This window comes from Pseudomonas typographi, from assembly GCF_014694385.1.
In the GTDB taxonomy this organism is placed as follows: Bacteria; Pseudomonadota; Gammaproteobacteria; order Pseudomonadales; family Pseudomonadaceae; genus Aquipseudomonas; species Aquipseudomonas typographi.
This window is the reverse complement of record NZ_JAAOCA010000046.1, coordinates 21,536-34,419: the sequence shown is the minus strand read 5'-3', so window position 1 is coordinate 34,419 and position 12,884 is coordinate 21,536. Positions and strand designations below refer to the sequence as shown.

The 12,884-nt window shown below is 65.3% G+C and carries 10 protein-coding genes; 4 read left to right on the top strand and 6 right to left on the bottom strand.

What is annotated here, in order from left to right; genetic code table 11:
- Window positions 1–119 precede the first annotated feature (119 nt).
- Together HAQ05_RS25000 and HAQ05_RS24995 are read left to right on the top strand one after the other, a co-directional pair.
- The gene (locus HAQ05_RS25000; RefSeq protein WP_190426125.1) at window positions 120–2,318 is read left to right on the top strand and encodes a TonB-dependent receptor; all 2,199 of its coding nucleotides are present in this window, start codon (window positions 120–122) and stop codon (window positions 2,316–2,318) included.
- 4 nt (window positions 2,319–2,322) lie between these two features.
- Window positions 2,323–3,774, top strand: a complete 1,452-nt coding sequence (locus tag HAQ05_RS24995) for a sulfatase family protein (RefSeq protein ID WP_190426122.1) — start codon at window positions 2,323–2,325, stop codon at window positions 3,772–3,774.
- A 140-nt stretch (window positions 3,775–3,914) separates the two neighbouring features.
- Here the strand turns inward: HAQ05_RS24995 and HAQ05_RS24990 are convergent, their stop codons facing one another.
- The 6 genes from HAQ05_RS24990 to HAQ05_RS24970 form a co-directional block, all read right to left on the bottom strand.
- Window positions 3,915–4,739: an ABC transporter ATP-binding protein gene (locus tag HAQ05_RS24990; RefSeq protein WP_190426119.1), complete on the bottom strand. Its 825-nt coding sequence runs from the start codon at window positions 4,737–4,739 to the stop codon at window positions 3,915–3,917.
- A complete protein-coding gene (locus HAQ05_RS24985; protein ID WP_190426116.1) occupies window positions 4,736–6,322 on the bottom strand; it encodes an ABC transporter permease subunit in 1,587 nt (528 codons plus the stop codon). The genes HAQ05_RS24990 and HAQ05_RS24985 overlap by 4 nt, the downstream gene beginning before the upstream one ends.
- Before the next feature lie 281 nt (window positions 6,323–6,603).
- The gene (locus HAQ05_RS29115) at window positions 6,604–6,729 is read right to left on the bottom strand and encodes a hypothetical protein (protein ID WP_274601967.1); all 126 of its coding nucleotides are present in this window, start codon (window positions 6,727–6,729) and stop codon (window positions 6,604–6,606) included.
- A gap of 109 nt (window positions 6,730–6,838) precedes the next feature.
- A complete protein-coding gene (locus HAQ05_RS24980) occupies window positions 6,839–7,441 on the bottom strand; it encodes a TetR/AcrR family transcriptional regulator (RefSeq protein WP_190426114.1) in 603 nt (200 codons plus the stop codon).
- Between the two features lie 82 nt (window positions 7,442–7,523).
- Window positions 7,524–9,566: an oxidoreductase gene (locus tag HAQ05_RS24975; RefSeq protein WP_190426111.1), complete on the bottom strand. Its 2,043-nt coding sequence runs from the start codon at window positions 9,564–9,566 to the stop codon at window positions 7,524–7,526.
- 31 nt (window positions 9,567–9,597) lie between these two features.
- Window positions 9,598–10,506, bottom strand: coding sequence for a glycine betaine ABC transporter substrate-binding protein (locus HAQ05_RS24970; RefSeq protein WP_190426108.1), 909 nt, complete (start codon window positions 10,504–10,506; stop codon window positions 9,598–9,600).
- Window positions 10,507–10,638: 132 nt separating this feature from the next.
- Here HAQ05_RS24970 and HAQ05_RS24965 point away from each other — a divergent pair, with 132 nt between their 5' ends.
- Both HAQ05_RS24965 and HAQ05_RS24960 read left to right on the top strand, forming a co-directional pair.
- Window positions 10,639–11,565 (top strand): LysR substrate-binding domain-containing protein, encoded by a 927-nt coding sequence (locus HAQ05_RS24965; RefSeq protein WP_190426105.1) that lies wholly within the window; start codon window positions 10,639–10,641, stop codon window positions 11,563–11,565.
- 76 nt (window positions 11,566–11,641) lie between these two features.
- The gene (locus HAQ05_RS24960; protein ID WP_190426102.1) at window positions 11,642–12,850 is read left to right on the top strand and encodes an aminotransferase-like domain-containing protein; all 1,209 of its coding nucleotides are present in this window, start codon (window positions 11,642–11,644) and stop codon (window positions 12,848–12,850) included.
- The last annotated feature ends 34 nt before the right edge of the window (window positions 12,851–12,884 follow it).

Below are 12,884 nucleotides of genomic sequence, written 5' to 3'. Positions count from 1 at the left end.
CCCCAAACCCGCCCAAAGATCAAAAACACATAACCTAATGCCCTCACTTCGGTGTCTGCTCGCCTTGCTCCGCCACCACCACCAGGACGGCTAGATTGATCCGACCCTAGAGCTTGAACATGAACCCATCACCGTACCGCCGCCTGTTTCCTGCCACTGCCTTGAGCCTGTTCCCGTTGGTCTGCACCACACCCCTCGCGCATGCCGACGAGAGCGCACAACCGGACACCGCGCTCAAAGCCGTAACCGTGACTGCCACCCGCCGCGAAGCTTCGCTGCAAAAGGTACCGGTGGCGGTCTCGGTGGTCGATGGCGAGCAACTGGAACGGGAGAACCGCAACAACATCTCCAGCATTGTCCAGGAGGTGCCGACGCTCAACTACCGCCCCGCGGCCTCGGCCAAGGACTCGTCGCTGTTCGTGCGGGGGGTGGGCACCATATCTACTTCGCCGGGCGTGGAGCCGAGTGTGGCGACGGTCATCGACGGGGTGGTCTATGGCCGCCCTGGGCAGGCGACGCTGGACCTGCTCGACGTCGAGCGCATCGAGGTGCTGCGCGGCCCCCAGGGGACGCTGTTCGGGCGCAACGCCTCGGCCGGTGTGCTCAACGTCGTCAGCCGCGATATCAGCGACGAAACCCACGGCTATGCCGAGTACTCGCACTACGGCAAGGGCAATGAGAACCGCACGCGCTTCGGCATCGGCGGCAAGCTTACCGACACCCTCAAAGGCTCGATCAGTACGCTATGGGGCGATTATGACGGTAACGTCACCAACGACTACAACCACCATCGCGTCAACGGCTACAACACCAAGGGCGTGCGCGGCAAACTGCAGTTCACCCCCAACGACGACCTCAAGGTAACCTTGATCGGCGACTACGCCGACGGCACCAACACCGCCCCCAGCGGGGTCGCCGAAAGCGCCAGCACGGCCTATTTCGCCAACAATTTTCCGGGCCGCCTGAGCGATCACAACCGCCGGGTCGATAACGACTTCAAGACCTACGCCGAAGACACCCACAAAGGCCTCTCGGCGCAGGTCGATTGGTCGCTGGGGGCCTATACGCTGACCTCGATCACTGCCTGGCGCGGCTGGGACAACCATCAATATCAGGACCAGGACGGCCTCGCCGGGCTGCCCGACGACGCCCTGCACGACACCGGCCGTGTCAATTACGATCAGTACAGTCAGGAGGTGCGCCTGGCGTCGCCCACCGGCCAGCTTCTCGAATACGTAACCGGCGTGTACCTGTTTCATGGCCAATCGAAAGAGGCGTATTCCCGCCAGTTGGTCGACCTCGGCACCACCAACAACGCTCACGGCCAGTTCAGCGCCACCAACGACAGCTACGCGCTGTTCGGCGAAAGCACCCTGAACCTCACCGACACCTGGCGCCTCATCGCTGGCGCACGGGCCACCCACGACGAAGTAGAGTACGACCACTGGCGCACCTCGTCATCGCCCACCACCCTGCGCTCTATGCGGCCTTCGTACGCATCCTCGGGCGATACCAGCGACAACGGCTATTCCGGCCGCTTCGGCGTGCAGCATGATTTCAGTGAAGACCTGACCGGCTACGTGACCTACTCGCGCGGCTACAAGGGGCCGGCGTACAACGTGTACTTCCAGATGTATTCGGCCGACACCCAGGCGCTCGATCCTGAAACCTCCAACGCCTACGAGATCGGCCTCAAGAGCACAGCCTTCAACAAGCGCCTGACCGCCAACCTGGCACTGTTTCGCACCGACTACGACAACTACCAGGCCAATTTCTACGACCTGGTGGCCGGCTCTCCGGTCACGCGCCTGATCAACGCCGGCTCCGTGCGTACCGAGGGCGCCGAGCTGGACTACGCCTTTCAGGCGACCCCGCAACTCAAGCTCTCGGGGGCAGTGGCCTACACTCACGCGCGCATCGTCGACTTCCAGTGCCCGGCCGCGGCCGCCGCGGGTTGCGACATTAACGGCAAGCCGCTGCCGTTCGCCCCGGACTGGAAAACCTATGCCCGCGCCGACTACAGCATTCCACTGAGCAACGGCCTGGATGTGGAACTGGCCGCCGACTACAACTGGCAAAGCGAGGTGCAGTACAGCCTCGACCAGAACGTCAATACCCGCCAGGGAGCCTATGGCATCTGGAACGCCAGTGTCGCCCTGGCCGACTACAACCGGGGCTGGCGCGTGGCGTTGGTGGGCAAGAATCTGGGCAACCGCTCCTATGCCCCGATGCTCGCCACCAGCAGTAACGCCGTCAATCGCACGGTGCCTCGTGACGACGAGCGTTACTTCGGCGTGCAACTGCGCAAGGACTTTTGACCCCATGGCCAAGCGACCCAATTTTGTGGTGATCGTCGCTGACCAACTGCGCGTGGATTGCCTGCCCGGTTTCAACGACCAAACCCCGGTGCGTACCCCGCACCTGGATCGCCTCGCGGCCCAGGGCGTACGCTTCGGCCAGGCGTTCACCCAGCACAGTGTGTGTTCACCGTCGCGTGTATCGTTCCTGTCGGGGCGCTACCCCCATGTCGGCGGGCACCGTACCTTGCAGTATCTGCTCACCGAGGACGAGCCTAATTTCCTCCGTACCTTCAGGGACAACGGCTACCACGTGGTGCATGCCGGCGCCCGCGGCGATACCTTCGCCGCCGGTGCGGCCGAGCGATCGGTGCATGAGCATGGCTTTGCCGACCCGGCGCTCAATGACCTGCGCGATTTCTTCCGGCCGCGCCCTGGGGCGCCGGCGCCGGGTGGTAGCCTGGAGCGCGCTCATTACGAGGGCGAGAAACCGGCCGGGCAGGTGGGTTTCGACGAGGCGGTGATCCGCACCGCCGAAGCCTGGCTGGCCAAGCCCCACCCTGAGCCTTGGGTGCTGTACATCCCGCTGGTTTCGCCCCATCCGCCGTTCGCCGTCGAGCAGCCGTGGTTCTCGCTGTACCCGCGCGACGCCATCGCGCTACCGCGCCACGGCAGCGGTCCGCAGCCGGCGTTTCATGCTGAATTGGCACGGCTGCATGGTTGGGATCGGTTGCAAGCGCAGCACTGGCAGGAGCTGCGAGCGGTATATTTCGGCATGGTCTCGTACTTGGATAGCCTGGTGGGGCGGGTGATGGCGAGCGTGCAGCGGCACCCTCTAGGCGGCACGACCTACACGGCGTTTTTTTCCGATCACGGCGAGTACCTGGGCGACTATGGCCTGGTGGAAAAGTGGCCTGCGGGCGTCGAGGAATGCCTGGTGCGCACGCCGCTGATCATCTCCGGGCCCGGCCTGGCCAAGGGCGCGCAAAGCGACGCGTTGATCGAGTTGATCGACGTGTTTCCGACGTTACTCGACCTCGCGGGTGTCGCGGCGGACCATCCACATTATGGGCGTAGTTTTGTCGGTTGCCTGCAGGATCCGTTGCTTGAGCACCGGGACGCAGTCTTCAGTGAGGGCGGCTTCAGGGAGGCCGAATCCGACCTGTTGGAGCGCGGCGGCTATCCCTACGACCTCAAGAGCCAATTGCAGCATGACCAACCCCGCAGTGTCGGCAAGGTCGTCGCTCGGCGCGATCAGCAGTGGACTTACGTGTGGCGGTTGTATGAGCCTGCCCAGCTGTTTCACCGCCCAAGTGATCCCCATGAGCAGCACAACCTGGCTGGGCTGGCGCAGTACGCGGCAGTGGAGCGAGCGTTGATGGAAAAGGTGCTGCACTGGCAGGTTGAAACGGCGGACCTGATTGACCCCCGGCAGCAGGAACGCTTTGCCGCGGTGGCACTGCCGCGGCCCGGGTAGAGGCCGCTTGCCGGCCGCGCACCCGCTGGGGCCGTGCAATATGGGCGGCCTGCGCATTGAGGTACCCTGCCTTCGTTATTCCGGCCCTGCTGTGGTGTGGGGGCCGGGATCATCGGGCTGGCGGGTAAGGTAGTCCACCTTCAGCACGCGATATACAAAGCCTCCACATCCCGGATCAGCTCCCGGCTCGGCGCGACATAGGGCCCTTCGCGGGTCAGTTCATGCAGCAGTTCTTCGCGCAGTTGATGAAACTCATAACTGCCTCTGTGCCGCGGATGGGGCAGGTTGATCGCCACTACGCGCTTGATCCGCCCTGGCCGTGGCGCCATGACTACCACGCGGTCGGCCAGGTAGATGGCCTCTTCCACATCGTGGGTCACCAACAGTGCGGTGATGCTCGCCTTGGCGCGCAAGGTCAGCAACTCGTCCTGCAATTGCTGGCGGGTGAGCGCATCGAGCGCCGCAAAGGGCTCATCCAGCAGCAATACCCGCGGGCTCGCCACCAGGCCACGGGCAATCGCTACGCGTTGCGCCATGCCGCCGGAGAGCTGGTGGGGATACGCCTGGCTGAACGCGCTCAGGCCCACCAATTCGATGAACCCGGCAATGCGCCGATCCCGCTCGGCCTTTTCCAGCGGCTGGGTGGCCAGCCCCAAGGCGATATTTTGGGTCACGGTCAACCAGGGGAATAGGCGGTGCTCCTGAAACACGATGGCGCAGTCACTGGCGTTGCCATCCACGGCGACACCGTCGAGTTCGATGGCACCTTGGAATTCGCGATCCAGGCCGATCAGCAAGCGCAGCAAGGTGGATTTGCCACAGCCGCTGGAACCGACGATGGCGACGAATTCGCCGGGAGCGACGTCGAGGTTGAAGTCGTGAATGGCTTCGATGGGCTGGCCGTCGACGGTGAAGCGCTTGTTGACGTGGCTGAAATGCAGCAGGGGCGAGAGGGGGAGCGTCATGCATGTCTCCAGCGCGTGGCGCGGCGTTCGAGGGTTTGGCCGAGGTAGTTGAGTACCGCGCCGGCAAGGCCGATCAGCACCATGCCGGTGAGGATACGGTCCGTTTGCATGAGTTGTTCGGCGCCGATCATCAGGCTGCCGATGCCGCCGTCGGAGGGCATGAAGTATTCGGCACCGATGGTCCCCAGCCAAGCGTAGATCAAGGCCAAGCGCAGGCCGGCGAAGATGCCGGGGGCGGCGGCGGGCAGGGTCAGCCAACGCAGGCGCTGCAGCAGGCCCAGGTGCAGCACTTGTGAAGCCTCGGTCAGTTGCGCCGGGGCTTGGGCCACGGCACGCTGGGTGGCCACCAACAGCGGAAAGAATGCGGCCATGGCCACGAAGGCCCATTTCGCGCCTTCGCCCAGGCCGCACCACGCGGTGATCAGCGGTACCCAGGCGAAAATCGCGATCTGGCGCAGGGCGCTGAAGCTGGGGCCGAACAGGCGCTCGGCCCGCGGCGACAGGCCGAGCATCAGCCCGCCCAGCAAGCCCAGGCTGCCACCTATGAGCAGGCCGCCGAGGGTGCGTTGCAGGCTCATGCGCATGGCTTGGATCAGGCTGCCGTCGGCGAACCCGGCCAGGGCGCTGGCGACCACCTTGGCGGGGGGCGCCAACAGGTTGGGGTCGACCCAGTGTTCAGCGCTGGCCAGCTGCCATAGGGCCAGCAATAACACCGGCAGCACCCAGGCCAGGGCCCGTTCGCCGAAGGTGTTGGGGCGCTGCAATTGCAACTGGCCGAGGCTGGTGTGAGGCCAGAACACCAGGCGCCGGTCGAGCCAGCCGATGCCGCGGTCCAGGGCCACGCCCAGCAAGCCGATCAGTACGATGCAGACGAAGACAATATCGAGCATGAACAGCTGGCGCGCCCAGACCATCAGGTAGCCCAGGCCCTCGCTGGAGGCCAGCAGCTCTACCGCCAGCAGCGAGGCCCAGCCGGCCGACAGCGCCAGGCGCACGCCGGCCATGAACGAGGGTAAGGCGGCGGGTAGGATGAGCCGGCGCAGGCGCAGGCCAAAGGGCAGGCGCAGCACCGTGGCGGCTTCGCGCAGGCGCGGTTGGGCGTCGCGTACGCCGACCAGGGTGTGCATCAGCACCGGCATTACCACCGCCTTGATAAGCACGGCCATCTTCAGCGCTTCGCCGATGCCGAAGCAGACCATGAACAGCGGAATCCACGCCAGGGTCGGGATCTGCGCCAGGGCGCTGAGGGTCGGCAGGACCATACGCTCGGCGCGCCGGCTGGCCCCCAGCCATGCGCCGAGCAAGGCGCCGGCGGCGATGCCGGCCAGCAGGCCGCGCAGCAGGCGCTGCAGGCTGATCCAGAGGTTGCTCCATAGCTCGCCGGCGGCCAGTTCCAGCAGGCTGCTCCAGACCAATTCGGGGGTCGGCAAGATCTGTGGGCTCATCCAGTGCCGATGGCTGGCCACCCACCACAGCGCCAGCACGCACAGCGGCACGATCCACGGTAAGGCGCTGCGGCCGAAGGCCGGCCAGCGTAGTCGCGGCGCGGCGGAAACGAGGTTGAGCGGTTGCAGGGCTGACACCGTGAGCTTCTTCGCACATCAGAGGGATAAAGGTGCACGGGATTAAAAACCGCAGCACAGCGATGTGGCCAATGCATTCAGGGTATAAATCGCATGCGTTAGCTGCATGTGGGTGTCACGCGCCTGGCCAGTGGTAAGGGTAAGAGATTAGTACGGTACCGACAGCTTCACGCTGGCGGCCTGGGCATTGAAATCGCTTCGGTTTGCGCTGTGTAGTCCACTGGGAGCTGCGCACCGGCCGCGCTCAATGGCCCGACCCAACTCAGCCCTTTGCGCACCAGTCACGGGCTGGCCTCGCCGGGGGCCGTGGTGAAGCGCTGGCTGGCGGCGCCGGCGAGGCGCGCGCTCACGGCACTGGGGTCGTTGATCAGGTTATAACCCACACCCAAGGTGTTGCGGCTATCCATGAAAGCTACCCTGCCTGCTAAGGACTGGAAGCGACGGTATAGCCAGCGCTTGCCAATGTGTCAAAGAAAATACAATGCCCCGCGCACAGGCCCCACGGTTCGCCGCTCGTTACAGGCCGCAACCTTTCAACACCAAGGTCAGAATCGTGTTCACTGCCGCGTCGTAGTCTTCATCATCGAGTTTCGGCTTGCCAGTCACGGTGCTGATCTGCCAGTCGAAGTCGGCGTAAGTCTGGGTCGCGGCCCACAGGGTGAACATCAGGTGCTGCGGGTCGATCGCCGCCATCCGGCCTTGGGCGATCCAGCCACGCAGGCAGGCGATGTTGTGCTGGGCCTGGCGGTCGAGGCGCTCGACCAGGTCCGGCGCGAGGTGCGGGGCGCCGTGCATGATCTCGCTGGCGAACACTTTCGAGGCGAACGGCAGGTCGCGGGAGATGCGTACCTTGGCCCTTACGTAGCGGCTAAGCACGTCGCACGGGTCGCCGGCCGGGTCGAAGGGTTGGGACGCGGCCAGAATGGGCTCGACGATGCTGGCCAGCACTTCGCGGTAGAGGTTTTCCTTGGACTTGAAGTAGTAATACACGTTGGGCTTGGGCAGCCCGGCGCGTTCGGCGATGTCTTGGGTCTTGGCGGCGGCGAAACCCTTGTCGGCGAATTCTTCACTGGCGGCGCGCAGGATCAGTGCGCAGTTGCGTTCGCGAATGCTGCTCATCGCGGCGGTGCGGTCCTTATTTCTGCCGCCCTGGCAGGGAAACACGGGCGGGCCGGCATGGTAGCACAGCCCCCGGCAGGTTTCAGATCGCCAGCGACAGCCTTAGCCCGTCATAGATCGCGGCATGGATGTCGCGGCTGGCCACCGCATCGCCGATGCGGAACAGCTGAAAACGCGCCTCTGGCTGAGTGTTCACCTGCTGTTCGCGGATGCCGATGAACGCCTCATGGTCCAGCTCGCCGCGATTACGCGACAGGCCCTTGAGGGCAAAATACAGTTCGTCCATGGGCAGCGTCCCGTGTTCTACCACCACATGGTCGACCCGCCGCTCATAGTGCTCGCCGGTGGCCTCGCACCACAGCCGTGCCAGCTTCTGGCTGCCGGCAGCGCGCACGCCCACCAGGCGCTGCGAAAAGGTTTGCTGCACCCCATGGGCGACGAATACCTTCAGGTACGCCGGCATGTTCAGGCCCCCCACATCGGGCCCGAGCGAGGTTTCGCCCGTGACCAGTTGGACGCTCACGCCTGGCATCTGCGCCAGGGTCTCGGCGCAGCTCATGGCCTGGTGGCCGCCGTTGCCGTCGAACACCAACACGCTGCCCTGTGGCGTGAAGTCGCCGGTGAGCACGTCCCAACTACTGTGCACCAACGCGTTGCCTTCTTCGAGGAATTCACAATCGGGGATGCCGCCGGTGGCGATGATCACCACGTCGGGGGCCAGTGCCAGCACGTCGTTGGCTTCGGCATAGCAGTGGTAGCGAAAGCTGACCTCCAGCCGTTCGCACTCGGCCAGGCGCCAGTCGACTACGCCGATCAACTCACGGCGCCGGAGCGGCGCGGCGGCCACCCGTACCTGGCCACCGGCGTGGCTGGCTGCTTCCAGCACGCTAACCCGGTGCCCGCGCTCGGCGCACACGCGGGCGGCCTCCAGCCCCGCGGGGCCAGCGCCCACCACCACCACGTGCTTGCCCGGCGCGGGGCTGGGCGGGGTCAGTTGGGGGATACGCGCTTCGCGGCCGGTGGCCGGGTTATGGATGCAATGCGCTTCGCCGGAGATGTAAATGCGGTCGATGCAGTAACTGGCGCCTACGCAAGGGCGGATGCGTTGCTCTTGGCCGGCGGCGACCTTGGCCAGCAGGTACGGGTCTGCCATGTGCGGGCGGGTCAGGCCCACCAGGTCCACCAACCCTTCGCGCAGGGCATGGCGCGCAGTGGCCACGTCGCTGATGCGCGCGGCATGCATCACTGGCACGGGGACCGTCCGCCGCACCGCGCCGGCAAGCTCCAAATGGGGCCCCGCTGGGGTGCCCATGCCGGGTATCACCCGCGCCAGGGCTTCGCCGCTGTCGATGCGGCCCTTGATCACGCTGATGAAATCCATGCCGTGATCGGCCAGGGTACGGGCGATGGTCAAACCTTCTTGTTCGCTAAGGCCGCCGGGCATGGCTTCATCCACGGCCATCCGTACGCCGATGATAAAGCCAGGCCCCACCGCCTTGCGCATGGCCGCCAGTACCTGCAACGGGAACCGCACGCGCCCTTCGAGGTCGCCGCCATAACCGTCTTCGCGCCGGTTCCCGGGGCTCCAGAAAGCGTCGAACAAATGCCCATAGGCCTCGATTTCCACGCCGTCCAGGCCAGCGGCCTGGCAGCGCTGCGCGGCTTCGGCGTACTGGCGCACGATGCGCGTGATGTCCCAGTCTTCCATCTGCTTGGTGAAGCTGCGGTGGGCATGCTCCCGGCCCCGTTGCGGCCACATCAGCGGCAACCAGTCGTCGCTGAAGTTGCTGGCGCGCCAGCCCAGGTGTGACAACTGGCACATCACCGCGCTGCCGTGTTGGTGCACGCCATCGGCCAACTCGCGCAGCCACGGCACCACCTCGTCTTTGTACAGGTGCAGGTTGCCGAACGCCGGTGGGCTGTCGGCGGCGACGATCGACGAGCCGCCGATCATCGTCAACGCCACGCCGCCCTTGGCTTTTTCTTCGTGGTAAAGGCGGTAACGCGCCCGTGGCATGCCACCTTCGGAATAGGCTGGCTCATGGGAGGTGCTCACCACCCGGTTGCGCAGGTGCAGGTGCTTGAGGGTAAAGGGTTGTAGCAGCGGGTCGTTAGTGCTGGCCATGGGGCGTCCTCATCGATAAGCCGGCGGCACATCAGGGCTGGGCGGCGCTGGCGGCTTGTGCCGCCGCGGCGAACATGGCAGCGAAGCGCGGTTGGTTGGCGGCGTAGTATTCGGCCACCACCGCATCGCTGCTGCTCTGCTTGGCCTTGAGCATCAGTTGCTCCAGGTCGGCCAGGGGCAGCGAGTAATGGGCGAAAAAGTAGGCCACCTGTGGGTATTGCTGGCTGAAGCCTTTGCGGGCCACGGCGTGGATCTGCTCTGCGCCCCCGAAGATCTGCTTCGGCTCTTTGAGATAGCGCAGTTTCCATTTGGAGAACATCCAGTGCGGGTTCCAGGCGTTGATCACCGACCACTGGCCGCGGCTGAGGTTGCGCTCCATCTCGGTGAGCATGCCGGTTTCCGAAGAGGCCACCAATTTGTAGCCCTTGAGCTGGTAGGCATCGATGGCCTTGAGTGACAGCTTGTATTGGTCGTTGCCCGCCTCGGAGGTGAGGATGCGCCCGCCGAGTTTCTCTTTCACTTCGGGCTTGTTGAGGTCTTCGAGGCTGGCCACCTCGCTTTCCGGCACGATATCGGGCACTGCCCAGCCGATGCGACCCTCATAGAGCACACCGAGGTCTTCGAGCTTGCTTTGGTACTTGTCCCAGAACGCTTTGTGGGTATTGGGCAACCACACCATTGGGATCAGGTCGATGTTGCCGTTGGCCAGGGCTTGGAACTGGATGCCGATATCGGCCTGGATCATCTGCACCGGTTGCTTGAGGTGATCCTGCAGGGCGGTTTGCGCAAGCTTGGCGGTGATCTCGGTATCGGACCAATTCACCCAGCCAATGCGCACAGGGGCCGATTCGGCGGCGTGAGCCAGCAGGCTGCTGGCGGTGAGGGCCAGGCTTGCCAGCCAGGCATAAGCTTTTGGTCTATACAGCGAAGGGGCGGGCATAGGTGTCTCCTGTTCGTTGTGCATGGCATTTGCTAGGCAGTCGGAGGCAGGGATCTTGTTATAGGGTGATCTGACCAGAGCCCAGCGCCGGGCTCAACCGATTAAAACTGCCGGTTCGGGTAAGGAAAAGTTATGGAAAGGCTACGCCGGCGCTTGCCGCCATTGACCGCGTTGGTGGTGTTCGAAGCCGCCGCGCGCTTGCAAAGCTTTACCCTGGCCGCACAAGAGATGTGCATCACCCAAGCGGCGGTCAGCCGGCAGGTGCGCCTGCTCGAAGGGCACCTGGGCAACCCGTTGTTCATCCGCAACCACCGTAGCGTGGCGCTTACCACGGCTGGCCAGCGCCTGTTCGAGGCGGTGGACGAGAGCTTGGAGCGCATCGCCCAGGCCAGCACCGAGATCCGCAGCGATGCCAGTGGTGCGGTGACCATCGCCGCCACCGTATGCATGGCCACCTACTGGTTGATGCCGCGCCTGGATGCGTTCCAGCAGCAGCACCCGCAGGTGGCCTTGCGCCTGTTCGCCTTGGATCGCGAAGTGGACCTGCGCGCCGAGAACGTCGACATGGCCATCACCTGCGGCAACGAAGGGCAGCGCCATGGCGTGCGCATGAGCCACCTGATGGACGAAGTGCTCGTACCGCTGTGCAGCCCCGGGTACCTGCAAGGTCGTACCCTCAGCGAGCCGCAGCAGTTACTCGGGGAGCGGCTGCTCAACCTGGACCGCGAGCACTGGCGCGGCTTCAACTGGGCGGTAGCCGACTGGGGCGCCTGGTTCGACCAGATGAACGTGCGTGGCGTGCTGCCGCCGGCGCGCCTGGCCTTCAACAACCATGCCCAGCAGATCCAGGCCACGGTCGATGGCCGCGGTATCGCCCTGGGCAGCCCGCATATGCTCGCCGACCTGCTCGTCGACGGGCGCTTGGTCGAAGCCTTGCCGCAGCGTTACGCCACCCGCCGCGGCTACTACCTGGCCGTGAACGAGCATTCCAGCCGGCCGCGGGCGGTGGCGGCGTTGCATACCTGGCTGCAGGGCGAAGGTCATGCCGCCACGGCATGATGTGTGGAGTATTGTTCGCTTGCGGTGCCCCCGGCACACTTCGATACTGCCGCCGCAGCCTTAACGAGCGACCGCCATGGCCGAGCCGCCCCGCTACCGCTTTACCCCCGCCTTCGAGGCGCCTGCCGGCTCCGCGATCCGCGAGTTGTTCCCATACCTGTCGAGGCCGGGGATGATCTCCTTTGCCGGCGGTTATCCGCCGCCGGCGCTGTTCGACCAGCCCGGCCTGGCCACGGCGGCGCAGAGGGCCTTGGGCACCGCGCCGGTCGACTGCTTGCAGTACTCCGCCACCGAGGGCCTGCCGATGTTGCGTGAGCAGTTGCAGGCCTTGATGGCGCGCCGAGGGTGCCAGGTGGCGCTTGAGGAACTGATGGTCACCACTGGCTCCCAGCAGGGCCTGGACTTACTGATCAAGGTATTGCTCAGCCCCGGCGACCGCGTACTGGTGGAGCGGCCCACGTACCCGGCCACCTTGCAAGCGCTGCGCCTGGCCGGCTGCCCATTGGCCGGGGTGGCCACCGATGCCGAGGGGCTCGACACCGGCGCCTTGGCCGTGCAACTGGCGGCTGAGCCCCGTGGGCGCTTTCGTTTGCTCTATTGCGTGCCGAGCTTTGCCAACCCCACCGGGGCTTGCCTGCCGCTGCAGCGACGCTTGGCCCTGCTGGCGCTGGCAGCCGAGCATGATTTTCTCATTGTTGAAGACGACCCCTACGGCGCCTTGCGCTTTGCCGGCGAGCCGCTGCCATCGTTGTTGGCGCTGCAAAGCCAAGTGCCCGGTGCCCAGGGGCGGGTCATCCACCTGTCGAGCTTATCGAAGGTGGTGGCGCCGGGCTTGCGGGTGGGCTGGATGGTCGCCCCGCTGCCGGTGCGCCAGCGCTGCACCATCGCTAAGCAAACGGTAGACCTGTGCACCTCACCGTGGGCTCAGCGCATCGCCGCTGAATACCTGGCGGCCGGTGCCCTGGAGCAGCACCTGCCTACCTTGGTGGCCGGTTACCGGGCCAAGGCCGAACGCATGCTCGCCGGCCTCGCGGGCCTGGCTGGGCAGCTTGAGGTGGCGCCGCCGCAAGGGGGGATGTTCGTGTGGGGCCGTTGCCGCCACGGCGTGCTGGCCAGCGACCTGTTCCAGCGGGCGGTGGCGCGCAACGTGCTGTTCGTGCCCGGTACGGCGTTCTTTGGCGATAACCCCGACCCCGCCAGCCTGCGGCTGTCGTTCGCCGCGCCCGGGCTGGCGCAGATCGATGAGGGCCTGGAACGGTTGAACCTGGCATTTCAATCCGCTTGAGCAGCGGCATCCGGTAACGCCATCGGGCTAGCGA